Consider the following 26379-nt stretch of genomic DNA (forward strand, 5'->3'; position numbering starts at 1 on the left):
CAAAATCACTTAAGAAATCATGAAAATCAGAACCAAAATTTAAATACTTTTTTCAAATAGGCTACACACAAAAAGCGCCGATTAACGACGCTTTAAATCTATTCATATTGTAGGCGGGAACTTGTTCGCGCAGACTTAACTACCAAGCGCGATTAAAATCCCGCCTACAGACAAAAATTACTTATCGTCTTTAACCTCTTCAAACTCTGCATCTACAACGTCGTCTGCAGGAGCTGCGTCAGCTTCAGGAGCTGCACCTTCTGGCGCGCCTTGAGCTTGTGCTTTCGCTTGAGCAATTTCCATTAACTTAGCAGATGCTTCCATTAGCGCTTGAGTTTTAGCATCAATCGCTTCTTTATCATCACCTTTAATGGCTTCTTCAAGCTCAGTTAATGCCGCTTCAATTTTCTCTTTATCTTCCGCTGGTAGCTCATCGCCTGCTTCTTCAACTTGCTTGCGAGTAGCATGAACCATACCGTCACCTTGGTTACGGGCAGAAACTAATTCTTCAAACTTAGCATCAGCATCAGCATTCGCTTCAGCATCATTTACCATTTGCTCTACTTCTTCATCAGATAAACCTGAAGAGGCTTTAATAGTAATTTTTTGCTCTTTACCAGTATTCTTATCTTTAGCCGTAACATGCAAGATACCATCGGCATCAATATCGAAAGTTACTTCGATTTGCGGTGTACCACGTGGTGCTGGATCAATACCTTCAAGGTTAAATTGACCAAGTGATTTGTTAGCACTTGCTTGCTTACGCTCACCTTGTACAACATGTACAGTAACTGCAGCTTGGTTGTCATCAGCTGTAGAGAAAGTTTGCGACTGTTTAGTTGGGATAGTCGTGTTTTTGTCGATAACTTTAGTCATCACACCACCCATAGTCTCAATACCTAATGATAATGGCGTTACATCTAAAAGAAGTACGTCAGTTACATCACCAGAAAGAACACCTGCTTGTACCGCAGCACCTGAAGCTACCGCTTCATCAGGGTTAACATCTTTACGTGGCTCTTTACCGAAGAAATCAGTAACAGCAGTTTGTACTAGTGGCATACGAGTTTGACCACCAACTAAGATAACATCATCGATGTCACTTACTGATAAGTCAGCATCTTTAAGTGCTACTTTAAGTGGCTCTAATGTAGCCTTAACCATATCTTCAACTAAAGACTCAAGCTTAGCGCGAGTAACTTTAATGTTCATATGCTTAGGACCAGAAGCATCAGCAGTGATGTAAGGTAAGTTAACATCAGTTTGTTGTGCAGAAGAAAGCTCACATTTCGCTTTTTCAGCCGCTTCTTTTAAACGTTGCATTGCTAACGGGTCAGACGTTAAGTCCATACCTGCATCTTTCTTGAATTCAGCTACAAGATAGTTAATTAAACGGTTATCGAAATCTTCACCACCTAAGTGAGTATCACCGTTAGTCGCTAATACTTCAAAAGTATGCTCGCCATCCATTTCATCAATTTCGATGATTGAGATATCGAAAGTACCACCACCTAAATCGTAAACCGCAACAACTTTATCACCTTTCGCTTTATCCATGCCGTAAGCAAGGGCAGCAGCAGTAGGCTCGTTAATGATACGTTTAACATCAAGACCAGCAATACGACCAGCATCTTTAGTTGCTTGACGTTGTGAATCATTGAAGTAAGCAGGAACAGTAATTACTGCTTCAGTAACAGTTTCACCTAAGAAGTCTTCAGCAGTCTTCTTCATTTTTTTCAATACTTCAGCAGATACTTGTGGTGGTGCGATTTTATCGCCCTTTACTTTAACCCAAGCATCACCGTTATCGGCTTTAACGATACCGAAAGGCATGATTTCAATATCGCGTTGTGTTTCTTTATCTTCAAAACGACGACCAATTAAACGCTTAATAGCGAATAAGGTGTTTTCAGGGTTAGTCACTGATTGACGTTTTGCTGGTTGGCCAACTAAAGTTTCACCTTCAGCTGTGTAGCCTATGATTGAAGGCGTAGTACGATCGCCTTCTGCATTTTCTATTACACGTACACTGTCGCCGTCTAAAACAGCTACACATGAGTTAGTTGTTCCTAGGTCAATACCGATTATTTTGCCCATGATGGGAGCTCCTATTCATTATTATTACCAAACCAAATGCTCTCAGGTTTAAGTAAATGTTAAATCTAATTTGATGTTGAAATAGTAAGTGGGGTCAGCAAATTGCTTTTCAACTATTGATAAGAAAAAAATGTAAAAAAACTTGTTCTTTTAGCTTTTAAAGCCAAAAAAACAAAAAATCCGCTAAATTTCTTTAACGGATTTTCATTGTTCGATTGCTTCAATGCTATCAAGGAGAATATTTTCTCAAATAAACTCGCTTATAAAAATTATGCTTGAGTATCTACTGCAGGAGCAGCTTTAGAAACCATTACCATGGCTGGACGAATTAAACGACCATTTAGCTCATACCCTTTTTGCATAACAGCAATAACCGTATTAGGTGCAACATCAGGTACTTCTTGCATAGACATCGCCTGATGGAAATCAGGGTTAAATGGTTGATCTTGTGGATCAACAGCTTTAACACCAAACTTCTCTAATGAAGAAATTAACCCTTGAAGTGTTAATTCAACACCTTCGGTAACAGCTTTTTGACTTTCATCTTCTTTATCAATGCTTTGCAATGCACGTTCAAGATTATCAACGGTAGTTAACATTTCGCCAGCAAATTTTTCTAACGCAAATTTACGTGCCTTTTCTACATCTTGAGCTGCACGACGACGAATATTGTCTACTTCAGCTTTTGCGCGAATAACAGAGTCTTTTTGATCGCCAACAGTCGCTTGTGCTGTAGCTAGTGCTAATTCAAGCTCATTAATACGCTCTTGGTCTTCATTGAGAACTTCATGAGCATTATCATGTTGCTCTTCTACTTGCTCTTCAGCTTGTTGAACAATCTCATCTGCTAATTGCTCTGGTGACAATTTTTCGGCTGCTGTGTCTTTTGGCTGGTTTGACTCTGTCGTCATGAAAAACTCCAATAAATCTGGGTATCGATTAAACTAAAAATAATATTGTTGCTATTAATGGGGTCTTACTTGAATGATTCAAGCCCTTATCCCAATAAAATAAATATTTTATCAAATACAATCTTTACAAGCTACGCAAATAGGGGGAAACTTCCTTCAATTAGATCTAAATGACGAAATAATTGTTATGGCTAAACACTATAAAACAATTGGACTTATCGGCAAGCCCAACCACCAAGGTGCAAGTGCAACCATTACCGCACTTCATCAATACCTAACTGATAATAAATATCAAATACTCGTTGAGAATTCAGTTGCTAGCTCATTAAAAGTAGACAAGATTAACATTTGTTCTCTCACTGAAATAGGTGAGCAAGCAGACCTCGCCATTGTTGTTGGTGGTGACGGCTATATGCTTGGCGCAGCAAGAGTTTTAGCTTGTTTTGATATAGGCGTAATCGGTGTTAACCGTGGTAACCTCGGTTTCTTAACGGATCTTTCACCTGATGACATTATTACACCATTAACAAAAATATTAGCTGGTGAGTCTCATTCAGAGCAACGTTTCATTATTGAGGCAGAAGTTTACCGTCATGGTAAATTGAAAAGCTCTAACAGTGCAGTAAATGAAGCAGTTCTTCATGCGGGCAAAGTAGCGAGCATGATTGAGTTTGAAGTATACATAGACAATAGTTTTATGTTTAGTCAGCGTTCTGACGGCTTAATAATTTCAACACCTACCGGCTCCACAGCCTATTCTATGTCAGCAGGTGGCCCCATTTTAACGCCTAACTTGAATGCCTTATCCTTAGTGCCTATGTTTCCGCATACACTGACGAGTAGACCAATTGTTGTTGATGGTGATAGCGAAATCAAACTGATTTTAGCTAATGAAAACCAAGAAAGTTTACAAGTAAGTTGTGATGGTCACGTTATCTTGGCGGTAATGCCAGGTGATGAAGTTATTATTAAGAAGAGCGAAAACACCATACGACTTGTGCACCCTACTGATCATAATTACTTTAATGTACTACGCAGTAAACTGAGTTGGGGTAATAAACTTTATTAATCGCATTAACGTTTTCACATTATCAAAATGCCTCAAGCCCTAACCCATCAGCGATAGGGAAAACCTTACTAAGTATTTTTATAAATTACTTGCATAAAAAACAATTACTGTATAAATTAACAGCTAAGTATTTATACAGTAATTGAGCTTAGGCATTATGCTTTTACAACTAAACATTCAAAACTTCGCCATTGTTAAATCTCTCGATATTGATTGGCAGTCAGGTATGACAACTATCACGGGTGAAACAGGCGCTGGAAAATCAATCGCAATAGATGCCTTAGGCTTATGTTTAGGTGATAGAGCGACCTCAAATGCTGTTAGACCCAATTGCAAAAAAGCTGAACTTGCCGCTACATTTGACACAAAAAACAATCACAATGCGCAACAGTGGCTGTCTCAACACGATTTAGCGTTAGAGCAAGATAGCGAGTGTATTTTACGCCGAGTAATTTCAAGTGAAGGCCGTTCTAAGGCTTATATAAACGGCAGCCAAGTGCCACTGGTACAACTTAAAGAAATAGGTCAGTTATTAATTAACATTCATGGTCAACACGATCATCAACTTATTGTTAAGTCGAGTGAGCAATGTAAGTTACTTGACGAATACGCAGATCATTCTCCGCTTATTGATGCAGTAAAACATTACGCCAAACAATGGCACAAGCTCAATAAAGAGCTAACACAACTACAAGAAAACAAATTGCAGCGAGATGCACAACAACAGCTAATTCAATATCAAGTTAATGAGCTTGATGAGTTTGATCCTCAACAAGGTGAATTTGCAACCTTAGAAAGTGACTATAAACGACACGCAAATGCTCAAGATCTACTCGATACTACGCTACAGTCTTTGCAAACACTCTCTGAAAATGAAAACTTTAACGTACTCGACTCGTTAAGGCAGTGTAGCGAAAATGTTTCTAATTTAGCTGCTATCGATAAAGAGCTTAGTAACATTGCTGAAACCCTTAATAACAGTGTTATTCAGCTTGAAGACGCTAGCTCTGATTTAACACATTATTATCAACAGCTTGAACTTGACCCACAAGCTTACGCCATTATTGAAGAGCGCTACTCTACCACACTACAATTGTCGAAAAAGCATGCCCTAGCGCCTGAGAAATTAGCTGATTTTCACCAATCACTTAAAAAGGAATTAGCCGACATTTGTCATGATAGCTCAAGGATAGACAGTATATTAGATGAGTTACATAACACTGAACAAAAATACTACGACGCAGCCATGGCTTTATCTGCATCAAGAAATACTGCCGCCGAGTCATTAGGGGAATTGATCAGTAAAAGTATGCACGAATTAAATATGCCAGATGGTCAGTTTTTCATTGCCATCGATACTTTAGCTAAAGAATTACATAGTAATAAGAGCCCGACATTATCAACAAATGGTATTGATAAAATCGACTTCAAGGTCAGTATCAATCCAGGGCAAGCATTAGAAGCGATGAACAAAGTGGCCTCAGGTGGAGAGCTTTCAAGAATTAGTTTAGCGATGCAAGTTATTTTGGCTGATAAGGTTGTTACGCCTACGCTAATTTTTGATGAAGTGGATGTCGGTATTAGCGGCCCTACTGCCGCTATGGTTGGCAGCAAATTACAACAGCTAGCTAAGAACACACAAGTTATCTGTGTTACACATCTTCCGCAAGTCGCCTGTAAAGGACATCAACAGCTATTTGTTAGTAAATTAACTGATGGTGAACACACAGAAACAAAAGTTACGGAACTAAGTAAGCAAAGTCGCGTCCAAGAGATAGCGCGTTTACTCGCAGGTGATAAAATATCAGAGCATAGTTTAGCTAATGCACAAGAGTTATTAGCTAGCTAATTTGGCCAACAGAGAAAATATATTAAAAATAATTTTGTATCTACCGCCTTGCTTCGTTATTATCCCTGCTCACGCTTTTTTAGCTATTTATTAAGGTAAGTAAAATTTCATGTTGTTTCGAGTTTCTATATTAACCATCGCACTATCTCTTTCTGCTTGTTCTAGTTGGGTATACCGTGTTGACATTCCACAAGGGAATTACCTTGAGCAGAAAAGTATTGATAAATTGCAAGTGGGTATGACTAAAGAGCAAGTGAAGTTTGTATTAGGTAGCCCGGTGCTAATAGATTCATTCGATAAAAGCACTTGGAACTATGTTTACCGTTTTAAGTCTGGTCGTAGTAAAGATCTAGACATGCAAAAAAACTTCAAAATAGTCTTTGAAGGAGATTTACTCGTTTCAGCTGAAGGTGATTTTGAGTTACCTGAAAACTTCAATATACCTTTCAATGCTCCGGCAGAAACCAAAGATGCCAACGCTGATGCTAATCAAAAATTTCAACAGCCAGCTATTGAATCAGAGCCTGAAAGTAAATAGCAATCTTAATTCGACTCAAAAAAAACGGCAATAATGCCGTTTTTTTATAACTAAATTTTATTGCTTAACCTCAAATCAAATTAATTATGATTCTTGCTTTGCTAAAGGATTAACTCGGCCACCGGTAGTTTTATCAGCCCGCCCTTCTAACTTTGCTTTTTCCGCTCGACGTTTTCGAACCTCTTTAGGGTCCGCAATCAATGGTCGATAAACCTCAATTCGATCCAAGTCTTCCAGTATTTGATCAAGCTTTACCGCTTTATTCCAAATACCTACTTTATTTACTGTTAAGTCAATTTCAGGAAATAAATCAATGATTCCTGACTCTAGAATGCCTTGCTCTACCGTTGTATCTTTTTTAACAGGTAATGACATTAATTTTTGTTTGTGGGCTAAGCCATAAACAACTTCTATCTGAATAGTTTCTGACGTTTCTTCAGAAAAATTAGTGCCTGAATCTATATTCATGTTAAACACTTACTCCGTACACATCCTTTGCCCTTTGGGTAAAAGCTTGCACCATATTATTAGTCAAATGGTTAAATACTCGACCAAAAGCCAAATCTAACATTTTATTAGAAAACTCATAATCGAGCTCTAAAGTCACTTTACAAGCCTCGTCTGATAAAGGTAATAAAACCCAACTACCTTGCAACTTTTTAAAAGGCCCATCAACAAGTGTTAATTGCACTTCTTTATTCGAAATTAAGGTATTCTGCGTAGTAAACCACTTTTTCAAACCACCTTTAGACACTAACAACGAAGCTGTTACCGAATCTTCAGATTGGCTAATTATTTTACTATCACTACAATCAGGTAAAAAGCTTGGATAAGCTAAAATATCATTAATTAACTCAAACATCTGTTCAACACTGTACATTACAAGGGCACTACGATTTATCGCTGGCATTTTTAGTTTTTTACCTTTAATCATTTATCGTCAATATCATAACAAACCCCAAGAAAAAGCGCATTATCCAAGAAAAGATAAATTTCTCATTTCAATGCATAGCTTTCTCCGTATAATAAGCGCGATTAAGGATGGAAAGAATAATGGCAAAGAAAAAATCAAAAAGTAAATCTAACAGCAATACCATCGCTTTAAATAAAAAAGCTAGGCACAACTATACTCTAACCGATAAATTTGAAGCAGGTATGAGTCTACAAGGTTGGGAAATTAAAAGTATCCGTACGGGTAAAGTTAATATTTCCGATTGCTATGTACACATAAAAGACAGAGAAGCTTATTTAGTTGGCGCTGAAATTCACCCATTAATATCGGCTTCTAGTCATGTTGTTTGCGATCCTGTCCGTCCAAGAAAGCTACTTTTAAATAAGAGAGAGCTCGATAAACTTGTCGGTGCAGTTGAGCGAAATGGTTTATCACTTATTGCCACTGCAATGTATTGGAAAAAGTGCTGGGTAAAATTAGAGTTTTATTTAGGTAAAGGTAAAAAAGACCACGACAAACGTTCTGATATTAAAGATAGAGAATGGAAAGTTGAGCAAGGTCGTGCGATGAAAAACAAACAACTAAGCTAAGTATTTAGTTATTTCTCTTGGTTTTAAGTAAGAAAGCGCGATATAATTACTTTGTTGCTAACGATTTATTCGCAAGTAACACACTTGGGGCTGATTCAGGATTCGACAAGATTCACGAAACCCAAGGTGCATGTCCAGGGGCGGTTGGCCTGGTAAAAAGCCGCAAAACTATAATTGCAAACGACGAAACGTTCGCACTAGCCGCTTAAGGCTAGCCATCACCTCATAGTCTCACCTATTGTCTCGAGGATTGATGGTCACCCCAAATAGGTTAGCGAGGGAAGCTTGCTTGAGGCTGAACCGCGAAATAGTATCGAGCTCACCATGACGAAGCCTGTCGATTGGCGTCTAATTGGTTAAATAAATAATCGACTAAACATGTAGTACCGAGGATGTAGGTTTTTTGGACGCGGGTTCAATTCCCGCCAGCTCCACCAAACTCATGGTTGACGTAAGTCAACAAAATCAAGCTACAGCCGTTGATTCTAATGGTTGTAGCTTTTTTGATTCTGACGTTCCGTTGGTCTCAGTTAGTCCTAATAGGGCTACAAAATGGCATGATTTTGACACGTTTTTGCCATCGTCTGAAAATAACATTGGTACTCGCGAATGTTATTCCTACCGTAAAAAAATATTTGACCGTCACCCTTATTTAGAAAGTGCATTGAAAAAGCATTATCTTCGTATTTATCAGGAGAAAAGCTTACGTGAAGCTAATTTATTCATAGGTGCTATTGATAAAGAACTTATACTTCATGACTTAAACCTTTCTGATTCAATTACTGTTATTAAAAAATTTTGCGATAACATTTCTCAAAAATGTCGATTAACAGTAGTTGAATATGGCGAATCAGAAACGGCTTATAATATTTGTCGAGGTATAGCCCATAAATACTCAATAGTTATTCCGTCTTTTGATATTGAAAAATCATATATCCCTACCCTTAATAAATTGAGTTGCCCTAACTGGTGGCTGAAGAAAGTTAACACCTTACGCGTTCGACATATAGAACAAGTAGCTAGAAAACTTAATCTAGTGAATAAGCACAATAGTTGTTATGCCAGCAACTTTGCTGTTGAAAATAGAAATGCACAGCTTAGAAATTCATTTGAGTACCTCATAGCACACCAAATCACTAATGAAGACGGCCAATCGTTCAGTTTATTAGATATATACAATAAATCAGTATCTAATCCTAGAATACGTAAAGCTGAATTAATGACACGAATACGAGGGTTTGAAGAGGTTGCAAATCAAATGGGTCATGCCGGTGAATTTTATACCCTTACCGCCCCGTCAAAAATGCATGCAACTTTATCAGCAGGTAAAAGCAATCCTAAATTTAATGGTTCAAGCCCAAAAGAAGTCAATGACTACTTCAATAATAATTGGAAACTTATCCGCTCTGCCCTGCAAAAGAAAAACATCAACCCATATGGTTTTAGAGTTGTTGAGCCACATCATGATGGAACACCTCATTGGCACCTATTGCTATTTATGCACCCTAGTGATGTTAAAGCAACACGTGCAACTTTTAAAGAATATGCGCTTCAAGAGGATGGTAATGAAAGAGGGGCTCAAAAACATAGATTCAAAGCTATTTCTATAGATCCAGCAAAAGGCAGTGCTTCAGGTTATATAGCAAAATATATTTCTAAAAACATAGATGGCTCTGATATCAGCAAAGATCTATACGGTAATGGTTCAAGGCCTGCCGCATCTAAAATAGATGCTTGGTCGGCTCTTTGGAATATTAGACAATTTCAACAAATTGGTGGCCCATCTGTAACAGTTTGGCGAGAGTTAAGAAGATTAAAGGAGTCCGAGCAGCCAGAAGTCATGCCTGCGCTTGTCGCAGCTGATTCTGGCGATTGGGCGACGTTTGTTATCGCTATGGGTGGTGCAATGCTGCCTAGAAGGAGTCGCCCTATTCATCCTTGCTATGAAAATAAGCCCCATGAAACTGTAGATACTGAAACAGGTGAAGTTATTCAAAATAATTTAACCCGGTATGGCGACATCAAACCTCCTTCAATTATTGGCATTATTTGTAAAAACATTATCAATAAAACCAGAACACGCACTTGGAAAAAGCATCCACGATCAACACCTCAAGAATGGTTAGAAAGCATCATTGGAATCCTCCCTAAATTAGAAGGAACATAGCGATGTAACACAAATAAACTTTATAAAAAGTCACCACCAATAAACAGGTAGTGACAGAAATAATTTCGACGTTAATTTGTCGAGATGTATTTTGGCGCAACATCACTAAAAACTCTGTAAGTGCTACCACCAAAATGCTGGTTTGAAGTTATTTAACTGACAATTGAGTAAAAATATTGCCGTTTTCACTATCTAGCGCAACAAGCGACGACGAGGGCGAAGCCTGAGCAACGAGGAGAAGCGCGAAGCGCCTTGGACTTGTGTAAATAACTGTACTAACCCAATACGACAACAGGAAATACTAAATATGAATATAGAAACATTTGGCTTTGTTGACCAATTTACCTTAAATACGGCCTTTGAGTTACTTAATTGTCATGTGGTTAAAAAAGGAGATGAAGAAAAAGCAAAATCAACGATTGAAGTGATTGGCTTTGTTGCAGGAGTTATTACCTTAAATGATGAAATTGAAGTAATGATTAAATTCCCTAAAGAATTAATACAACTAACAAAATCGACTTTTACCCAACAAATTACACTATTAGAAATGACTTAATGGTGTATGGCTTATTTATTTGAGCTAGCTCTTTAACAATTTGGATAACATTGTAGAAGTTAGTTGCACTGCATATTAACTTCTACTCTTATATTTCTCAATTTATCACGCTCTCGTGAGTACCTTGGTTGCTCTTCCCCATAAGAGACTCTCGTTATATCTTGTGCGGAGAATCCGGTATCAACAATTCTGTTTGCAACTGAACTTGCTAACCTCTCACCTAAAGCAATATTGTACTCTCTTGATCCTCTACTTAAGGTGTGCCCCTTTAAATTAACTTTACACTCGACTCCCTTACTTCTTGAATGTAAAAAATCAATAATATATTGCATGGATAATTTATCAATTTCAGAGCTTAGTACTGTCGTGTCATCTTTAAAGTTTAACGTTACATCGGTACAAAGCGGAGAGTATTTAGCATCACTAACTTTTATTTTTTTTATTAGTAATGAACTCCTCATTTCATCATGCTTCGATTTCAAAACACAAGCCGTAGAAATATCTACACCATGCTCCTCTACGAAATGATTTATTGGAATGTTTACGTCACTATCTAAAATCAGTACTGACGGCAAATGGAGAAAATTATGATTATTATCACCAAATATATTATTCCCTATATCTGCATAGCTAAGATAAAAATTAATAATTGATTTATAAATAACGCTATCATCAAACTTAGTTTCAGGATCTTCTTGTGCGCTTGGCTCAGGGATTTTTGAAAAATATTCTACAATTGAATTCTTTATTAAAGCATTTCTGAAGCTTAACCTTCCTTGTTGCTTAATTGAGGTGAAATCAATCCCTTCAATGATAGAATCATAAAAACTAGCATTTGTTAACACTGTGTTGTTTAAAGAGTTTCTTATAAAAACAGTTTCGTTAAAGTTTGCAGACTTTAAGTCTGTTCCGTTGAAATTTATATAAGATAAAGATGACCCTTTCCAATAACTATTATTAAGTTTAGTTTTACTTAAATCTGCTTCACCCAAAGTCAACTCTGATAGGTTGGATTTCTCTAATGCAAATATGTCTTTAATAACATTTACATTATTAGAGTCCTTTTCTTTCTTATACAAACTTTTAAAGGGGTTCAGGATACCATCAATAATACCTACACTTTCTTCCCCAATAAAAACAGGCCTTAATGGGATAGTTTGGTTTTGAAGTTGAATCAATCTATTCAACACGAAATCTCTATTTTTATCATTTATTTTAGAAAATAAATTACCTACTTGTAGATCTAAATTATCTTTTTGCTGCCCATGCAAAGCTGATGCTAACCCAAAAGCACTGATATACAAACCAATAGTCCAAACAACAAAAGTGCTCGCAGGCCGATTGTTATTGTCTGCTTTTGGAGGAATAATATGTTCTACAATAAACCTAATTCCTGATAAGTCATATACAATAAACAAAGTTTTAACAAACCAAAAAATAAGCTTTCTTCTTTTAAATGGGGACATATGTTTTCCTTAGCTATATTATTTAATTACTTACGTAATAACGCACCTTTTTTGCATATATGGTCAAAGCTAAAGATATGCTCTGTTTGGGCTTTACGACATTTACCAACTAAACGCCCTTTGAACTCATTCTTACCATTGTCAATGAATACTTTCCCACCACATATGGGACATTCAGCAGTATAAATTGAAAGTCTAACTTCTCTTAATGGGTAGCCTTCACTATCCTTTTCTTCGAGGTAGTGCATTTCAACTTGACCACTTCGTTGGGAGATTCGAAGCATCCAATTTGAGACAATAGCGATACTGTTATCCAACGTAAGATAAAACGGCTTTGCTATGTAATAAATAAAAATAAAAAGAACAACTAAGGAGAAGTACACCAAAAAGTACATTGGTGCGGGAGCTATTCGCAGGTAGTAATAAAAGCCACCAATAAAGAATATAAACATTACCGCAGGAGATAATATAAATAACCATTTTTTCCAACCATCGAATATAAATTTAGTGAATGGTTTAACCCACCATTGCGGCTCTGGCAATTCATCTACAGAATATTCAATTAGAGTTTTATCTAAACTCTTTTTGTTGTGTTGCTTTAAGTTGATGACTGCTAAAAAGTAAAATACTTTCTTTTGAATATATTTTGTTTGGATAGTTAGTTGGTAACTAGCATTATTTGATTCAAGAAACTCAACGTATTCATCTCTATTTTTTTCAATGAAATTTTCAAGTTTTTTCTTATCCCGTAGAGCATATTTTGCAGGGTATCCTGTATCTTCATGCTCATCGGTAATTTCGGTTGGCGGAAAAAAAGCAGCGCTAATCGATTTATGATCAGCACTTTTAACATGGCTTTCAGTTTTTTGGTATATACGATCTAATAGCATGACTGGTGTATCAGCTTTCCAATTAGACTTTTCAATAAACTCTTTTAACAGTGAATAGCCTTTTCTTACATCTCGAATGTCTTGTCTGTAATCTTCCATAAAGCTTATCTATTCCTTGATGTGTTCTATACCTGTTCCATGACAGGTTCTTTTTTATCAACAAGTTATAAACGATTATCTAGCCCAAAGCAAACTACATCAGACGAAGTGAGACAACCATGAATTGGGTAACAATCAAAAAATTTTCAGAGTTATGTGGTTATAGCGAAGATGCTATACGAGCAAAAATCAAAAAAGGTTAGTGGTTAATAGATAGTCACTTCAAACGAGCACCAGATGGCAGAATTTTAATAGGTATTAAAGAGGTGGAAAAATGGATAGCAAGTTAACAGGTATTACTGCTAATAACAGTAGTGTGCAAATTGCGTTTACTTATAACGGTATGCGTTGTCGTGAAACGATAAAAGTAAAACCAACCAAAACTGTATTAAAAGAAATGGCGAGAAAGCGTGATGCGATTTTATATGACATTGCTATGGGTCAATTTGATTATTTAAAACACTTCCCCACCAGTAAAAAAGCACAGGAACTAGCTAACAGCCAAGCTTGCAATATTACCATTAGCCAAATGATTAATGACTGGTTCAAGCGTAATCAAAGCCAATGGGAATATTCAACTATGCGTGGTTACATTAGTAAAATCGATCATCATATTGAGCCAAACTTTGGCCATTTAACTGTAAGTAACTTTAAACCAAGTATATTCAAAGATTGGGGCGCAACTTCTACTCTTTCAGGTAAATCTAAAAATGATGTTCGATCAATTATGCATTCGGCATTTCAGGAGCTTTACATTGATGAAGTGATTGATAGTAACCCTATGAGTAGAGTTAGTCGCTTTAAACATATTAAAGCAGAGCCCGAGCCATTTACAGCAATTGAACGTGAAAAGATACTATCCCAGATGACAGGGCATGTGCGCAATTTGTATGAATTTGCTTTTTGGACAGGACTTAGAACTAGTGAACTTTTAGCGCTTAGTCGCTCTGATATTGATATAGAGCGTGAAGCCATCTTTGTTCGTAAAGCTTTAGTTAAAGGCCGTATGAAAGGCACTAAAACAAAGTCAGGTGAGCGAACACACCAGTTACATCCACAAGCATTAATAGCATTAAAAGCACAACTAACCATATTACCCACTAAGCAAGAGCGTATTTTTATCAACCCTAAAACCATGCAACCTTGGCGTGATGACAGAGCTATTTATCATCGAGGTTGGGTGCCAGCTGTTAAAAAGTCAGGGGTAAAATTTCGTAAGCAATACAACACTCGCCATAGCTATGCATCACATATGCTTACAGAAAACGAACCAATTGCATGGGTCGCCAAACAACTTGGCCATAGTGACATTGCAATGACACTAAGCACCTATGCACGATGGATACCATAAAACTTGAAATATAATGTAATATAATCGAATTAAAAGGTACTTATTTGAAATAACCTTCCTTGTAACTTGCTTTTTCGTGAAAAACATTCAAAATACCACGTAATAAGATTAAAAGGAAAAAGATATGTTATTAAGATTTGGGTGTTCAAATTACCGTTCAATCTCTAAATATCAAGAAATATTATTTACTTCATCAATTAGAAAAGATGATTCAGAAGGCTTAACCCTCGAAACATCAGCCATTAGAGAAAATGTTCTACCGATTGTAGCTTTATATGGTGCAAATGGCTCTGGTAAAACTAACGTTCTAAAGGCGTTTAATTTTTTTCGTAAAATTTTATTATTAAGTGCTAAAAGTGATCTTGAAGGTAAACATTTATATAAATTTAAATTAAACAAAGATTATGATGATTCTGAGCAGTTATTTGATGTCGATTTTATTTTTAACCATGTTCATTACCATTATGGGTTTACGATTTTAAATAATGAAATAGTTGAAGAGTGGCTTTATAGTTTTAGTTATGCCAATAGAGCGGCTAAAAGTTTGTTGTTCCATAGGGATGAAAGGGAAAACGATAAATATCACTTTGGTAAATCGCTGAAGGGACAAAATAAATCAATTTCAAAAATCACCAGTAAACATAACCTTTTTATTTCAATAGCAGCAAAAGCAAACCATGAACTATTAAGTTCAATGATTCATTTTTTTGAGAACAATTTTAGTTTTAGGTTTAATTTAGATATTAATGAAGAAAAAATAGCTAAAAATATTAAAACTTTTGGGCTTGAGGGTGATATTTCTAAATTTATTTCAAAAGTAGATATTGGAGCTCAATGCTTAAAAATTTCTGAAGTAGAAATTGATAGTATGCAATTAGAATTAAGAAAAAAATTTGCAAGTGCCTTGCAAAATGTCATTTCCGAAGAATCTGAAATAAGACTTGGGTTCCAAGACGAATTAACAGAGCATGTTATTGAAATTTTTAGAAAGGATTCTCGAAGTGAGGATGTTTCCTTTAAGTTTTCTGAAGAAAGTTTAGGAACAAAATCTTTAATCTCGCTATTAGTAACCATATTTAGAACTCTTAAAATAGGAGGAACCTTGATAGTCGATGAAGTAGAATCGAGTTTGCATACGTTGCTCTCATTAAAGTTAGTTGAATTATTCAATTGTCAGGAAACAAACCCTAATGGGGCACAGTTGATTTTTTCTACACATGAAACACAACTCTTAAACTTTAAAGATGTAAGAAGAGATCAAGTATGGTTAACTGAAAGGTGTCCAGACGGTGCAACTCATTTATCAGCTCTTTCTGATTATCACATTCCCAAAAAATCAAATTTAAGAAATGGATATCTAAATGGAAAGTTTGGTGGCATACCTTTTTTAGGAAATTTTTCTGTCAAAACATTGTTTGAAGATAGTGCGGACGATGAGGATAATATAAATGGCTAGGAGAGTTATTAGTAGAAAAAAGCTCTCTAGAAGCGCTCCTCATAAAAAGCCAAAGCTTACTATATATGCTTTTTGCGAAGGAAAAAATTCAGAGCCTAATTATTTAAATGACTTTTGTAAACTTCATGGAAATGGTTTAGTTCATATCTACCCAGAAAAAGCACAAGGTGTACCTGAAACTATTGTAAAAAATTCAGTTTCTAAAATTAAGGCTTTGAAAAAGGGAGCACGTAAAAGTAGTGATCCTTTAGATAAGAATTTTGAAGTTTGGTCAGTATTCGATTGCGATGAGCATCCAAAAATTTCAGAGTCCATGAGAAGAGCAAATGAAGCAGGTGTATTTGTTGCGTATTCAAATCCATGTTTTGAAATTTGGCCATTACTACATGTTAATGATCATACGCAATGTTTACATAGACACACTCTTCAGGCTAAACTAACTAATAACTTAGAAGGATATGATCATAAAGGTTCAAAGAATATATGTGCATATATTCTTGACAAAAATTATGCCATCGCAAAACAAAGAGCGAAACGTTTAAGTAAAGCTCACAATGATGTCAATAGCCCTAAAGCAAACCCATATACTGATGTTTATGAGCTCTTGGATAAAATAATTTTAAATGGCACTAAATAGTACTCATTATGACACAGTCAATATAACTAACTGATAAAATTATGAATTACAAAGGTTCAATTCCCGCCAGCCCAACAGCAATAAAAAAAGACGCTTTTTAGCGTCTTTTTTTTCGCCTAAAACTCAATTAGTCAATAATTTCTGAATTAGATTTTAGCTCTCATGACGTAACACACGGTTAAATAACTCTACCGCCATGCCATACACACGTAATGCTAACGCAGGATCATATCGCTCACCTTCATCACGCATAAACGCATGGTTAGCGTTAAATTCATGCCAAGTAAATGTGTTGCCGCTGCTTATTAAGTTTAGATGAATCTTCATGCGGCCTTCATCAGGTACATGAGGATCTTGTTTTCCCCAAATCATCTGTAATTCACCCTTAATATCTCTAGTGCGTGTTAAGCTATCGTTATCAGTATCACTTGGTAAATCACCCGAGTGGATATCGGTAGCATATAAGCATGAAGCTGCAAGAATATTTTCATTTAATGCGGCGCGGTACGCTAAATGTCCACCAATACAGACCCCCATACTACCTACTTTCCCAGTGCAATACGCTTGCTGATTAATAAAATCTACCATGCCTTGTGTATCGCTATCGTGATGCTCTAAAGGTTTAGTCCACTTATCTTGATTGCCTTTTTCTTTACCGGCATCGTCATAGCCTAAAACAGTCCCTATAGGGTTTAGTTCATGAAACACTTCAGGAACAAGCACAACAAAACCGTGCCCAGCTAATATTGCTGCGGTTCTAGCTATGGGCGCAGTTTGTTGGAAAATCTCTGAATAGAAAATAATCGTTGGGAATTTACCTGCTGTTTGAGGACGGTATATATAAGTTCTCATTAAGCCTGTTGGTGTTTTTATATCATGACTGCTTTGCTGAATAATCATTAAATGCTAAATATCCTAGTGCTTTAAAAAATGGAAAGAAAAAACTTTATCATCACAATAGTGTATATCAATCTTAGTAATTTGGTGAGTCTTACTGACACAAACTATCAAAATATCAGTGCCTTTTGATAGTCAGTAAACCTTTTGAGAATCCAATATTATTTAATCTGTTTTTAGCGGTATAATAAAGCGGTGACATCTACCCATTCATTGAATAATTTAAGGAAATACCATGGTTAAAAAGCACAATAAGCTAGCTAAAGCTACGCAGAGTAAAACTGACTTAGGTCGAGGAGAAATTAAAGATAACTTTTTAGCGGCTTTAGTCACCTCAAAAGTTTATAAAATGCAGATAGTCAAAGCTAAAAAAGGTAAAGGCTCGTATCAACGTAAAACCAAACATGTAAGACGAGAGTCTTATTTAATAGCAGCCTAATCTTCATTAAGATTGCTGTTATTAAATAAGGCTTTTGTTAACATCATAATAATCAACCGAATGCTAACCAAGCACCAACACATACCATCAGTGTTCCTGCTACCCTATTCATCAACTTTACGTTGTCGCCTTCTGATAAAAACACTCTCAGGGTTTTACCGCCAGAGGCATAAATCATCATGCAAACAAATTCAGAAATCATAATTATGACCACTAACATAGCGAGTTGTGGAGCAACAGAAAAGTTCATGTTAATAAAAGGCGGCAATAAAGAGATCATAAAAGCCCAACCTTTAGGATTCGATATTGCAGTAAAGAAACCTTGATTAAATAGAGTTAATCTACTGACATCAGATTGAGCTTCATTCGTAAGCGTCATCTTACCTTTAGATAACCACATCTGAATGCCTATATAAGCAAGATATGCCCCACCTAAATATTTAACTAAGATAAAAACATCAGGATATTTAAGCAATACTGAAGCAACACCCAGCACTGCGGCTATAGCAACTAACGCCACACCAATAACTTCACCTAACATCATCCACATCGTTCGGCGCACCCCAACACTAAGCCCTAAAGTCATTGCTAAGGTCATGCACATACCTGGGGTAATACTAACGAAGAAGAAGGTGGGAATAAAAAGCGCTAGTGCGGTGTAATCAATCATTTAAATCCTGAAAATAGAGTAATAAAAATACAAATAAGCAAAGAGAAGTAAAATCATAACATTAGCTTAATCACTGTGTCTAAATGGAAAGGCTATAATATTACTTCTTCACTCAGTACTTCACTGCACTTTAGTATTATTTTTTATGTTGCTCATATAAACTTAGCCATAAAATTGATTATTACGGTGATTTTAGCTATTTGCATACTTGGTAAACGTGAAAAATTCATAATCCCCCTAAAGAGAGTAGAAATGAGAAAGTATTTATCGAAACTGTTTATTACATCGGCTTTATCGGCAACGCTTATCGCTCCGAGTATAAATGCTGCTGACTATGTTATTGATACCAGAGGAGCACATGCCGCCATCAACTTTAAAATCAAACATTTGGGATACAGCTGGTTAACCGGTCGTTTTGATAAGTTCAGCGGTAAATTTAGTTATGATGCGGATAATATTTCTGCGTCAACCATAGAAATTAATATCGATACTCGCAGCATTAATACCAATCATGCTGAACGTGACAAGCATTTGCGTGATGATGACTACTTAGATGTTTCATCATTTGCAAAAGCCAAGTTTGTTAGTAGTTCAATCACTCAAAAAGCCGACAAGACATTAGTCGTTAAAGGCATATTAACCTTACATGGCGTCAGTAAAGAAATAGTGATTGATGCAGAAGCGATAGGTGAAGGAAGAAGTCCTTGGTTCGATTATCGTGCTGGCTTTAGCGGCACAACTAGTATTGCTTTAGCAGACTTTGGTATTACAAAAGATTTAGGACCAGCCTCATCTCATGTCTATTTTGATTTGCACATTGAAGGGATTAAACAAAAACGTAAATAAAATTAGCTGAACACTGGCTTTTATCGTCAGTGTTCAGCCTAGATTCATCTCTGTAATTAAAGCTGTTTAAGAACTTTATCTAAACCTTTTTTGGATTTATGCACTGCTTGCATTGGTGTTAATCCATTAGGGTATTCTTCTTGTTCAACCACAAACCAAAGTGTTCCCCCTACTTCCATATTAGCTTTAGATAGATTTAACCAGTCAATGGTGTCTTTGCCGATAAGAGGTAACTTGTCTTTTATCCCTTCAGGTAATTTAACTTTATAATGCGTTGTTAATGTTCTACCCGGATAACGTTTAACATAATCGATAGGATCCTTACCCGCATAAGTTGTCCAACCTACATCTTGTTGTAATATTACATTTGAAGAAGTGTTTTTAGCTAAAAAATCCCAATAAGTGATACCTTTATATTCATTAAATTCATGATCATGGTTATGAAAACCTGTTTTCATACCTAAAGGAGTAAGCTTCTTCTCTATCTTATTCAATAACGCTACAACTTCCTTAATTCCTTCAGGATGCCAAGCACGCTCATCCCAGCCAACAATAAGCATATCTACGCCTAATATTTGATAGAAAGCGATGGTATCATCAAAGTTTTCATCATTAAGCTGCTCAAATGAAACATGTGCACCACTGCCTTTTAAATTCAAGTCATCCAATACTTGTTTAACCGCCCTCGCATCACCAGTAAACTCACCAAACTCATTGGCAAACTCAACACCAGCAAAGCCCATGTTAACAAGTTGCGCTAATGTCCCTTTAAAGTCAGCTTTCACCTCATCTTTAACAGACCATAATTGCACACTTATTTGTGGGATAGGCTGAGACATAGACTTTCCTTTCTCAATATCGTGAGCGAAACTACTCGTTGATATCATTAGTAAACCAAGCAATATTGATGTAATTCTTTTCATTTTTAAATTCTCTTTGTTAAACAAAACATAATTAAATTCTTTTATTTTTCATTTCTTTAACAGCATAATCTACCGCACGAACAGTGAGCGCCATAAAAGTCAATGACGGGTTAACCACGGCAGAAGAGCAAAAGCTTGAACCATCAGTAACAAATAAATTGGGTATATCATGTGTTTGATTGTAAGCATTTAGTACTGAGTCTTTTGGATCATTGCCCATACGTGCTGTGCCTACTTCATGAATCGCCAATCCAGGCGCATTTTCATCTAAGGTAATGTAGCTTTTAACGTCTTTTAATCCTGCTTTTTCAAGCATATCTTTCGCGGTATGCTGAGCATCTTCCATCATTAATTTTTCATTATCTGACCATTGGCAATTAATATGCAGTTGTGGAATCCCCCACTTATCTGTTTTATTTGAATTTAGTGATACTTGGTTTTCATAGCGAGGTAGCATCTCACCTTGAGCATATAAACCAAAATGCCAGTCTCCTGCTTGGGTCAGCTGCTGCTTAAAATCTTTACCAATACCGTCGGCTTTCGCTTTACCTTGCCAATTACTGCGCCCTGCACCGCCAGCTAAAGCATAGCCACGCTTATAATGTTTTTTATACTTAGAAGGCTCAAATTGAAAGTTAGGAATATAAGCTCCGGTAGGTCGTCGCCCCGAATAATACTCTTCGTGATAACCTTCTATGCGACCACTGGCACCAGCATTGTAAACATGGTCCATTAAATAATGCCCTAAAACACCAGAGCTATTAGCAATGCCATTAGGAAATTTCTTTGATTTAGAGTTGAGCATAATTTGTGTAGAGCCTAAGGTTGAAGCACACAAAAAAATGACTTTGGCAAAGTACTCACGTGTAGTTAAGTTATCATTATCAATAACTTTCACCCCTTTGACACGATTGGTTTTTTCATCATAAATCAGGCTATGTACAACACTATTCGCGGCAATATGTAAATTACCCGTTTTTGCCGCCGCAGGTAGGGTTGAGCTTTGAGTAGAAAAATAAGCCCCAAATGAACAGCCCTTTTGGCACTCATTACGCGCCTGACACTGTACTCTCCCTTGAGACATATGTAATTCTGTAGCCTTGCTCAAGTGAGCAGTTCTCCCCATTACCATGGGTCTGTCAGGAAATAATGAAGCAAACTTTTCTTTTAAATCAAACTCTGGTTTTGTCCACTCGAAAGGAGGCAAAAAATCACTGTTTGGTAACTGTGCTAAATTGTCATAATGACCACTAATGCCAGCATGTTTTTCTACATGGGAATACCAAGATTCAAGATCTTTATAACGTATAGGCCAGTCGTTTCCGTAACCATCATGTTTATTAGCATTAAAATCATAATCGCTAAAACGATATGATTGACGATGCCATAATAACGATTTTCCACCTAACTGATTGGCTCTAATCCAACTAAAGCCAGTACCTTTTTCTGTTGTATAAGGGTAGTCTTTATCGTTTCCAAAGAAATGCTTGGTGCCATCATGAAAAGCATAACAAAGTTTTTGTACCTTATATTTTTCTTCGATAAGTAAATTATCTACTTTCATTCGATTCGGGTATTGCCAAACACCTTTACCTTCAGTGATATAATCTTTTCTATGCTCAACAATCCGTCCTCGCTCAATCATCAATGTTTTGAGGCCACGTTCGCATAATTCTTTTGCCGCCCAACCACCAGAAATTCCCGAGCCGATAACGAGGGCATCGTATTCCTGTGTTGTTTCATTAATGTATAAATCATCATTCATCATAACTTACTCTCTTTACACTGAATCACGCTTAATAATAAGCCAAAGACCCATATGATTTACCTACCGAATCATAAGGAATAGACCCCTTAAAACCGCCAGGAACTGCTTGATAGTTTAGCGCTATAGTGGCACCTACTTCAGTAGTGAAATAGCCAAAAACCAATAATGATTTTAACCCTTTAAATTGCTCGTTATCGCCAGCGCTAAAACCTAAATCTTCCTGTTCTATAGCATTAAGCAATTTTGTCTGTTGCGTTACGCTCAATTGCACAAAGTCATTCGAAAAATGTCGCTGGCTCTGCTGTGCTATTTTATTCAATATGCTTACACCTTGTGCTTGCACTTTTTCGTCATAGCAAGTGCTTAGCTGATGATCGATAAAGCCATGAACATCGAGCGCTTTCGCACTAGGAGTGTCCGTTTCAGGTAGAACCACATTGCAGATCTCAGCTAACAGTTTCATCTGAGCATGTGAAAAGAGTTTACCTATTTTCTCTGCGCTATCAGGTTTTGCTTGGTAGCTTAATGCCGAAGCTAGTGCATTGCCTGAAGTTAACTGCGCAACTGCACCGCTACCCAGAACCACGGCTAACCCATGGAGAAAGCGTCGTTTACTTTGTTGAGTCGATGCTATCTCAGTAGTATTTTGTTGTTTACTTTTCAAATGCTGCCTCCCCAATTTTATGAGTTTTACGCATGAATAATACTAATAACCCGAAGGCAAAAATCAGTACAAAAGGAAAAATACTTAAATTGGCTAATGTTGCCTGCCCTGCTGCCAATTCGGCTAATTCAGGAGTAGCGCTAACCGCTAAGGCTTCTTGACGAGCTTCATCTATCCAACTGCCAATAACTGGATTCCACATACTTACCGCGAACATTCCAATACCACCTAACATAGACATACCCAACGCACCCGACTGAGGAATATTTTCGGCAATAAAGCCAATCATGGTTGGCCAAAAATAAGTAACGCCAAGCGCGAAGATTAATGCTGAAACATAAACCATATTCCCTGTCGCTATACTCATTGAGTAAATCCCTAATGTGGTAACAATAGCTGAATAAAGTAACACGCCAGACGGGTTAAACTTGTGAACGATGGGCCCTGCGAAGAATCGACCGATTGCCATAACACCTGTAATCATAGCCATGATCAACATAGGTGAAGCGCCTGATGCACCTAGAATACGCTCAATCCACTGCTGAGTACCTAATTCACTAGTTGTGGTTAAGGTCATACAAAATGCCATAAAGATAAACAACGGCGAAAATAACGCTTTAATATTGTTGCTCGTCGAGGTGTCTATATTTTCACTTTCTGGAAATTTTTGCGTTAAAATTAAATAACCATAAGCGATAGTTGGAATAAGCATAACGGCAATTTGCGCTTGCCAACCAAAACTCATATCTGTCATTGCTTTAGAAATTAACGCTCCCACAACAATACCGCCCGGAAACCACACATGAAAACGGTTCAACATTGTGGTTTTATTTTTATGATACATATCGGCAATTAAGGGGTTACATCCTGCTTCAACTGCGCCATTAGCAAAACCAATACAGAAACTTGAAATAAGTAACGTCCAAAACCCATCGGCGGACATGGTTAGTATTAACCCGGCAACATGCCCAACAAAGGCAATTATGACTAATTTTTTAGCCCCTAAATAATTATAAAGTAAGCCGCCTAACATAGTGGCGATAGGAAAACCTAAAAATGCCATCGCATTTATCCAACCAAGTTGGGTATCTGATAAAGCAAAACCTTGACTTAATTGCCCCAAGATACCTGCCCTAATAGCAAACGTCATTGCTGTTACGGTTAGCGCTAAACAACTCGCAGTAAACAGCTTATTTTTATTAATTTCTGCTGACATATTTCTCTACCTTTTAATGATGAATTCTTTTACTTAGCCTTGTTGAATTGGTGCTAATCCAGTCCTAACAATTTCCGGTTAAATGCTTCGTCTACCCCTGCGGCTGCAAAATCATCAAATGCCTTGTCAGTGACATGAATGATATGATTAGCAATAAAGGGAGCGCCTTCTGTTGCACCAGCAACAGGGTGTTTTACACAACATTCCCATTCTAATACTGCCCAGCCGTCAAAGTTATATTTAGCCATGCGGGTGAAAATGCCGCTAAAATCAACTTGCCCGTCACCTAATGAGCGGAAACGACCGGGACGGTCAATCCAGCTTTGATAACCGCCATAAACACCCGAGCGACCACTGGGGATAAATTCAGCATCTTTAACATGAAATGCTTTAATGCGCTCATGGTAAATATCGATAAACTCAAGGTAATCAAGTTGTTGCAATACAAAATGACTTGGGTCGTATAAAATATTGGCGCGAGGATGATTGTCCACGGCTTTTAAGAAACGCTCAAACGTGACCCCATCATGTAAATCTTCACCAGGATGTAATTCGTAACACACGTCACAGTCGGCTTCATCAAAGGCGTCTAAAATAGGTAACCAACGTTTGGCAAGCTCAGCAAAGCCTTGCTCTACTAACCCCAGAGGACGTTGTGGCCAAGGGTAAACTGTATGCCAAAGTAAAGCGCCAGAAAATGATGCGTGTGATTTTAGCCCAAGATTCTTACTGGCTTTAGCAGCGAACATCATTTGTTCAACAGCCCACTCGGCACGTGCCTTGGGGTCATTCTTAAATTGATCGGGAGAGAAAGCATCAAATAAGGTGTCGTATGCAGGGTGTGAAGCAACTAACTGTCCTTGTAGATGTGTAGATAACTCGGTAATTTCTAAACCATGTTCAGCCACAACTTGCTGTACTTCTTGGCAGTAATCTAAATCAGTCGCGGCACGTTCTAAGTCAAAGAATCGGCCATCCCAAGAAGGAATTTGTACACCTTTATAACCTAAACTCGCCACCCACTCACAAATGTTGGGTAAGTTATTAAACGGTGCTTCATCTGAGGCAAATTGCGCTAAAAATATCGCTGGCCCTTTCAATGTTTTCATTTACTTTTTCTCGCTATAATTTTTTTAGTGATGAGTTGCTTATTAATCGTTTAGCAACTGTGCAATGTCGTACCATTTAGTATCTTGGTTGGAGCTATTAACAAAAGACTCAACTAATGCCATACCACGGATGCCTTTATTGACATCAGGGAAATCGTAATCTTTACTTTGCTGATACTCACCTTGCTCAAGATCTCGAACCGCATCAGCAAAACTTTGGTAAATATTGGCAAAGGCTTCTAAATAACCTTCAGGATGCCCCATTGGTGTTCTAGTATTTGCTGTTGTGCGATCACTGTGCATACCGCCGGTACGTAAAACTCGCATCGACTTATCTAAATATCTCAACGATAAAGAATTAGGCTCTTGTTGCTGCCACTCTAAGCCGCCTTTTTCTCCATACACTCGGATAGTAAGGTTATTTTCTTCGCCCGCTGCTATTTGACTAGCTTGCAAGGTACCTTTAATACCATCTTGCATTTTAAGCAAAACAATACCGTCATCATCTAAACGCCTGCCTTCAACAAAAGCAGTGAGCTCTGCGCAAACATGAGTGATCTCTTTGCCTGTGACGTATTCAACTAGATTAGCGGCATGGCTACCGATATCTCCCATACAGCCTGAAATACCTGAGCGAGAAGGGTCTGTTCGCCAATCTGCCTGTTTGTTATCTGCATCTTGTGGCTCTGATAACCACCCCTGAATATACTCAACTATAACTTTACGTACTTTTCCTATTTCACCACTAGCCACTAGGGTCTGCGCTTCTTTCACCATAGGATAACCGGTATAAGTATGCGTTAACCCATAGAGCAAACCTGTTTTTTCAACAATTTTTTTAAGCGCTTTAACTTCTACTAAATTCAGTGTGGCGGGTTTATCAGATAACACATGAAAGCCATGCTCTAAGGCTGATTTTGCTGCAGGGAAGTGCATATGATTTGGGGTAACAATTACGACAAATTGCATACGTTGCTCAGCAGGTAATTTGGCTTCTGCGGCAAACATGGTATTGAAATCAGCATAGCAACGCTCTTCATTTAACATCAACGCTTTACCCGATGCTATTGACTTATCAGCCGTACTTGAAAAAGCGCCACACACTAATTCAATATTATTATCGAGTTGAGCAGCAATACGGTGTACCGCGCCAATAAATGCACCTTGGCCACCACCAACCATCCCCATGCGAATCTTGTTCATTTCAACACCTATTAAT

General features: G+C 37.3%; 24 protein-coding genes, 1 other RNA gene and 1 pseudogene. 12 read left to right on the plus strand and 14 right to left on the minus strand.

The genetic code is table 11. From position 1 onward, the window contains the following. Positions 1-177: 177 nt before the first annotated feature. Positions 178-2097, minus strand: coding sequence for a molecular chaperone DnaK (dnaK, locus tag AC27IF_RS15615; protein ID WP_487055268.1), 1920 nt, complete (start codon positions 2095-2097; stop codon positions 178-180). Between the two features lie 269 nt (positions 2098-2366). After that, entirely contained in the window at positions 2367-3008 is a 642-nt protein-coding gene (gene grpE / locus AC27IF_RS15620; protein ID WP_487055269.1) for a nucleotide exchange factor GrpE, read from the minus strand. A gap of 187 nt (positions 3009-3195) precedes the next feature. On the opposite strand from grpE, the gene nadK reads away from it, so the two are divergent. The 3 genes and pseudogenes from nadK to AC27IF_RS15635 form a co-directional block, all read left to right on the plus strand. Then, positions 3196-4077, plus strand: coding sequence for an NAD(+) kinase (gene nadK / locus AC27IF_RS15625; RefSeq protein ID WP_487055270.1), 882 nt, complete (start codon positions 3196-3198; stop codon positions 4075-4077). 157 nt (positions 4078-4234) lie between these two features. Further along, on the plus strand, positions 4235-5926 hold the full coding sequence (recN, locus tag AC27IF_RS15630; RefSeq protein WP_487055271.1) for a DNA repair protein RecN: 1692 nt from the start codon (positions 4235-4237) through the stop codon (positions 5924-5926). Between the two features lie 109 nt (positions 5927-6035). Beyond that, positions 6036-6371: pseudogene (locus AC27IF_RS15635) on the plus strand (outer membrane protein assembly factor BamE); the annotation flags it as partial. A 177-nt stretch (positions 6372-6548) separates the two neighbouring features. Here the strand turns inward: AC27IF_RS15635 and AC27IF_RS15640 are convergent. Beyond that, the gene (locus AC27IF_RS15640) at positions 6549-6932 is read right to left on the minus strand and encodes an RnfH family protein (RefSeq protein ID WP_487055272.1); all 384 of its coding nucleotides are present in this window, start codon (positions 6930-6932) and stop codon (positions 6549-6551) included. Position 6933: 1 nt separating this feature from the next. Continuing rightward, positions 6934-7374: a type II toxin-antitoxin system RatA family toxin gene (locus AC27IF_RS15645; RefSeq protein WP_487055273.1), complete on the minus strand. Its 441-nt coding sequence runs from the start codon at positions 7372-7374 to the stop codon at positions 6934-6936. Positions 7375-7517: 143 nt separating this feature from the next. On the opposite strand from AC27IF_RS15645, the gene smpB reads away from it, so the two are divergent. The 4 genes from smpB (at position 7518) to AC27IF_RS15665 (ending at position 10729) form a co-directional block, all read left to right on the plus strand. Continuing rightward, positions 7518-8006 (plus strand): SsrA-binding protein SmpB, encoded by a 489-nt coding sequence (smpB, locus tag AC27IF_RS15650; protein WP_487055274.1) that lies wholly within the window; start codon positions 7518-7520, stop codon positions 8004-8006. 86 nt (positions 8007-8092) lie between these two features. Continuing rightward, positions 8093-8443, plus strand: a transfer-messenger RNA (tmRNA) gene (gene ssrA / locus AC27IF_RS15655). Beyond that, positions 8410-10173, plus strand: a complete 1764-nt coding sequence (locus AC27IF_RS15660) for a replication endonuclease (protein ID WP_487055275.1) — start codon at positions 8410-8412, stop codon at positions 10171-10173. Before ssrA ends, AC27IF_RS15660 begins: the two co-directional genes overlap by 34 nt. Before the next feature lie 307 nt (positions 10174-10480). Then, entirely contained in the window at positions 10481-10729 is a 249-nt protein-coding gene (locus AC27IF_RS15665) for a hypothetical protein (RefSeq protein ID WP_487055276.1), read from the plus strand. Between the two features lie 59 nt (positions 10730-10788). Here the strand turns inward: AC27IF_RS15665 and AC27IF_RS15670 are convergent, their stop codons facing one another. Together AC27IF_RS15670 and AC27IF_RS15675 are read right to left on the minus strand one after the other, a co-directional pair. Further along, the gene (locus AC27IF_RS15670) at positions 10789-12195 is read right to left on the minus strand and encodes an OmpA family protein (RefSeq protein ID WP_487055277.1); all 1407 of its coding nucleotides are present in this window, start codon (positions 12193-12195) and stop codon (positions 10789-10791) included. A gap of 26 nt (positions 12196-12221) precedes the next feature. Further along, the gene (locus AC27IF_RS15675; RefSeq protein ID WP_487055278.1) at positions 12222-13184 is read right to left on the minus strand and encodes a hypothetical protein; all 963 of its coding nucleotides are present in this window, start codon (positions 13182-13184) and stop codon (positions 12222-12224) included. Between the two features lie 274 nt (positions 13185-13458). Between AC27IF_RS15675 and AC27IF_RS15680 the strand changes: the two genes are divergently transcribed. The 3 genes from AC27IF_RS15680 to AC27IF_RS15690 all read left to right on the plus strand — a co-directional run bounded on the left by AC27IF_RS15680 (position 13459) and on the right by AC27IF_RS15690 (position 16628). Further along, positions 13459-14535 carry an Arm DNA-binding domain-containing protein gene (locus tag AC27IF_RS15680; protein ID WP_487055279.1) on the plus strand — a complete coding sequence of 359 codons (1077 nt, stop codon included), beginning with the start codon at positions 13459-13461 and terminating at the stop codon, positions 14533-14535. A 124-nt stretch (positions 14536-14659) separates the two neighbouring features. Next, positions 14660-15991: an AAA family ATPase gene (locus tag AC27IF_RS15685; RefSeq protein WP_487055280.1), complete on the plus strand. Its 1332-nt coding sequence runs from the start codon at positions 14660-14662 to the stop codon at positions 15989-15991. After that, the gene (locus tag AC27IF_RS15690) at positions 15984-16628 is read left to right on the plus strand and encodes an RloB family protein (protein WP_487055281.1); all 645 of its coding nucleotides are present in this window, start codon (positions 15984-15986) and stop codon (positions 16626-16628) included. Before AC27IF_RS15685 ends, AC27IF_RS15690 begins: the two co-directional genes overlap by 8 nt. A gap of 153 nt (positions 16629-16781) precedes the next feature. Here AC27IF_RS15690 and AC27IF_RS15695 read toward each other — a convergent pair whose 3' ends face one another. Continuing rightward, the gene (locus tag AC27IF_RS15695; protein ID WP_487055282.1) at positions 16782-17528 is read right to left on the minus strand and encodes a dienelactone hydrolase family protein; all 747 of its coding nucleotides are present in this window, start codon (positions 17526-17528) and stop codon (positions 16782-16784) included. 232 nt (positions 17529-17760) lie between these two features. On the opposite strand from AC27IF_RS15695, the gene AC27IF_RS15700 reads away from it, so the two are divergent. Continuing rightward, positions 17761-17964 carry an alternative ribosome-rescue factor A gene (locus AC27IF_RS15700; RefSeq protein ID WP_487055283.1) on the plus strand — a complete coding sequence of 68 codons (204 nt, stop codon included), beginning with the start codon at positions 17761-17763 and terminating at the stop codon, positions 17962-17964. 52 nt (positions 17965-18016) lie between these two features. Here AC27IF_RS15700 and AC27IF_RS15705 read toward each other — a convergent pair whose 3' ends face one another. After that, positions 18017-18634: a LysE family translocator gene (locus AC27IF_RS15705; RefSeq protein ID WP_487055284.1), complete on the minus strand. Its 618-nt coding sequence runs from the start codon at positions 18632-18634 to the stop codon at positions 18017-18019. Positions 18635-18886: 252 nt separating this feature from the next. Here AC27IF_RS15705 and AC27IF_RS15710 point away from each other — a divergent pair, with 252 nt between their 5' ends. After that, positions 18887-19480: a YceI family protein gene (locus tag AC27IF_RS15710; protein WP_487055285.1), complete on the plus strand. Its 594-nt coding sequence runs from the start codon at positions 18887-18889 to the stop codon at positions 19478-19480. A gap of 56 nt (positions 19481-19536) precedes the next feature. Here the strand turns inward: AC27IF_RS15710 and AC27IF_RS15715 are convergent, their stop codons facing one another. The 6 genes from AC27IF_RS15715 to AC27IF_RS15740 are packed head-to-tail and all read right to left on the minus strand — an operon-like array spanning position 19537 to position 26363. Further along, positions 19537-20403, minus strand: a complete 867-nt coding sequence (locus AC27IF_RS15715) for a sugar phosphate isomerase/epimerase family protein (RefSeq protein ID WP_487055286.1) — start codon at positions 20401-20403, stop codon at positions 19537-19539. 31 nt (positions 20404-20434) lie between these two features. Next, positions 20435-22168, minus strand: coding sequence for a GMC oxidoreductase (locus tag AC27IF_RS15720; protein ID WP_487055311.1), 1734 nt, complete (start codon positions 22166-22168; stop codon positions 20435-20437). A gap of 31 nt (positions 22169-22199) precedes the next feature. Then, positions 22200-22835: a gluconate 2-dehydrogenase subunit 3 family protein gene (locus AC27IF_RS15725; protein WP_487055287.1), complete on the minus strand. Its 636-nt coding sequence runs from the start codon at positions 22833-22835 to the stop codon at positions 22200-22202. Then, entirely contained in the window at positions 22825-24051 is a 1227-nt protein-coding gene (locus tag AC27IF_RS15730; RefSeq protein ID WP_487055288.1) for an MFS transporter, read from the minus strand. Before AC27IF_RS15730 ends, AC27IF_RS15725 begins: the two co-directional genes overlap by 11 nt. A 53-nt stretch (positions 24052-24104) precedes the next feature. Further along, entirely contained in the window at positions 24105-25160 is a 1056-nt protein-coding gene (locus tag AC27IF_RS15735) for a sugar phosphate isomerase/epimerase family protein (protein WP_487055289.1), read from the minus strand. 42 nt (positions 25161-25202) lie between these two features. Continuing rightward, positions 25203-26363 (minus strand): Gfo/Idh/MocA family protein, encoded by a 1161-nt coding sequence (locus AC27IF_RS15740; protein ID WP_487055290.1) that lies wholly within the window; start codon positions 26361-26363, stop codon positions 25203-25205. Positions 26364-26379 lie beyond the last annotated feature (16 nt).

This window comes from Colwellia sp. KS18-150 (assembly GCF_057551365.1).

Bases quoted from the DNA above. Each gene is read 5' to 3' on its own strand.
- dnaK (WP_487055268.1), bottom strand. From the start codon at position 2,097: ATGGGCAAAATAATCGGTATTGACCTAGGAACAACTAACTCATGTGTA.
- grpE (WP_487055269.1), bottom strand. From the start codon at position 3,008: ATGACGACAGAGTCAAACCAGCCAAAAGACACAGCAGCCGAAAAATTG.
- nadK (WP_487055270.1), top strand. From the start codon at position 3,196: ATGGCTAAACACTATAAAACAATTGGACTTATCGGCAAGCCCAACCAC.
- recN (WP_487055271.1), top strand. From the start codon at position 4,235: ATGCTTTTACAACTAAACATTCAAAACTTCGCCATTGTTAAATCTCTC.
- AC27IF_RS15640 (WP_487055272.1), bottom strand. From the start codon at position 6,932: ATGAATATAGATTCAGGCACTAATTTTTCTGAAGAAACGTCAGAAACT.
- AC27IF_RS15645 (WP_487055273.1), bottom strand. From the start codon at position 7,374: ATGCCAGCGATAAATCGTAGTGCCCTTGTAATGTACAGTGTTGAACAG.
- smpB (WP_487055274.1), top strand. From the start codon at position 7,518: ATGGCAAAGAAAAAATCAAAAAGTAAATCTAACAGCAATACCATCGCT.
- AC27IF_RS15665 (WP_487055276.1), top strand. From the start codon at position 10,481: ATGAATATAGAAACATTTGGCTTTGTTGACCAATTTACCTTAAATACG.
- AC27IF_RS15670 (WP_487055277.1), bottom strand. From the start codon at position 12,195: ATGTCCCCATTTAAAAGAAGAAAGCTTATTTTTTGGTTTGTTAAAACT.
- AC27IF_RS15675 (WP_487055278.1), bottom strand. From the start codon at position 13,184: ATGGAAGATTACAGACAAGACATTCGAGATGTAAGAAAAGGCTATTCA.
- AC27IF_RS15680 (WP_487055279.1), top strand. From the start codon at position 13,459: ATGGATAGCAAGTTAACAGGTATTACTGCTAATAACAGTAGTGTGCAA.
- AC27IF_RS15685 (WP_487055280.1), top strand. From the start codon at position 14,660: ATGTTATTAAGATTTGGGTGTTCAAATTACCGTTCAATCTCTAAATAT.
- AC27IF_RS15690 (WP_487055281.1), top strand. From the start codon at position 15,984: ATGGCTAGGAGAGTTATTAGTAGAAAAAAGCTCTCTAGAAGCGCTCCT.
- AC27IF_RS15695 (WP_487055282.1), bottom strand. From the start codon at position 17,528: ATGATTATTCAGCAAAGCAGTCATGATATAAAAACACCAACAGGCTTA.
- AC27IF_RS15700 (WP_487055283.1), top strand. From the start codon at position 17,761: ATGGTTAAAAAGCACAATAAGCTAGCTAAAGCTACGCAGAGTAAAACT.
- AC27IF_RS15705 (WP_487055284.1), bottom strand. From the start codon at position 18,634: ATGATTGATTACACCGCACTAGCGCTTTTTATTCCCACCTTCTTCTTC.
- AC27IF_RS15710 (WP_487055285.1), top strand. From the start codon at position 18,887: ATGAGAAAGTATTTATCGAAACTGTTTATTACATCGGCTTTATCGGCA.
- AC27IF_RS15715 (WP_487055286.1), bottom strand. From the start codon at position 20,403: ATGAAAAGAATTACATCAATATTGCTTGGTTTACTAATGATATCAACG.
- AC27IF_RS15720 (WP_487055311.1), bottom strand. From the start codon at position 22,168: ATGAATGATGATTTATACATTAATGAAACAACACAGGAATACGATGCC.
- AC27IF_RS15730 (WP_487055288.1), bottom strand. From the start codon at position 24,051: ATGTCAGCAGAAATTAATAAAAATAAGCTGTTTACTGCGAGTTGTTTA.
- AC27IF_RS15735 (WP_487055289.1), bottom strand. From the start codon at position 25,160: ATGAAAACATTGAAAGGGCCAGCGATATTTTTAGCGCAATTTGCCTCA.
- AC27IF_RS15740 (WP_487055290.1), bottom strand. From the start codon at position 26,363: ATGAACAAGATTCGCATGGGGATGGTTGGTGGTGGCCAAGGTGCATTT.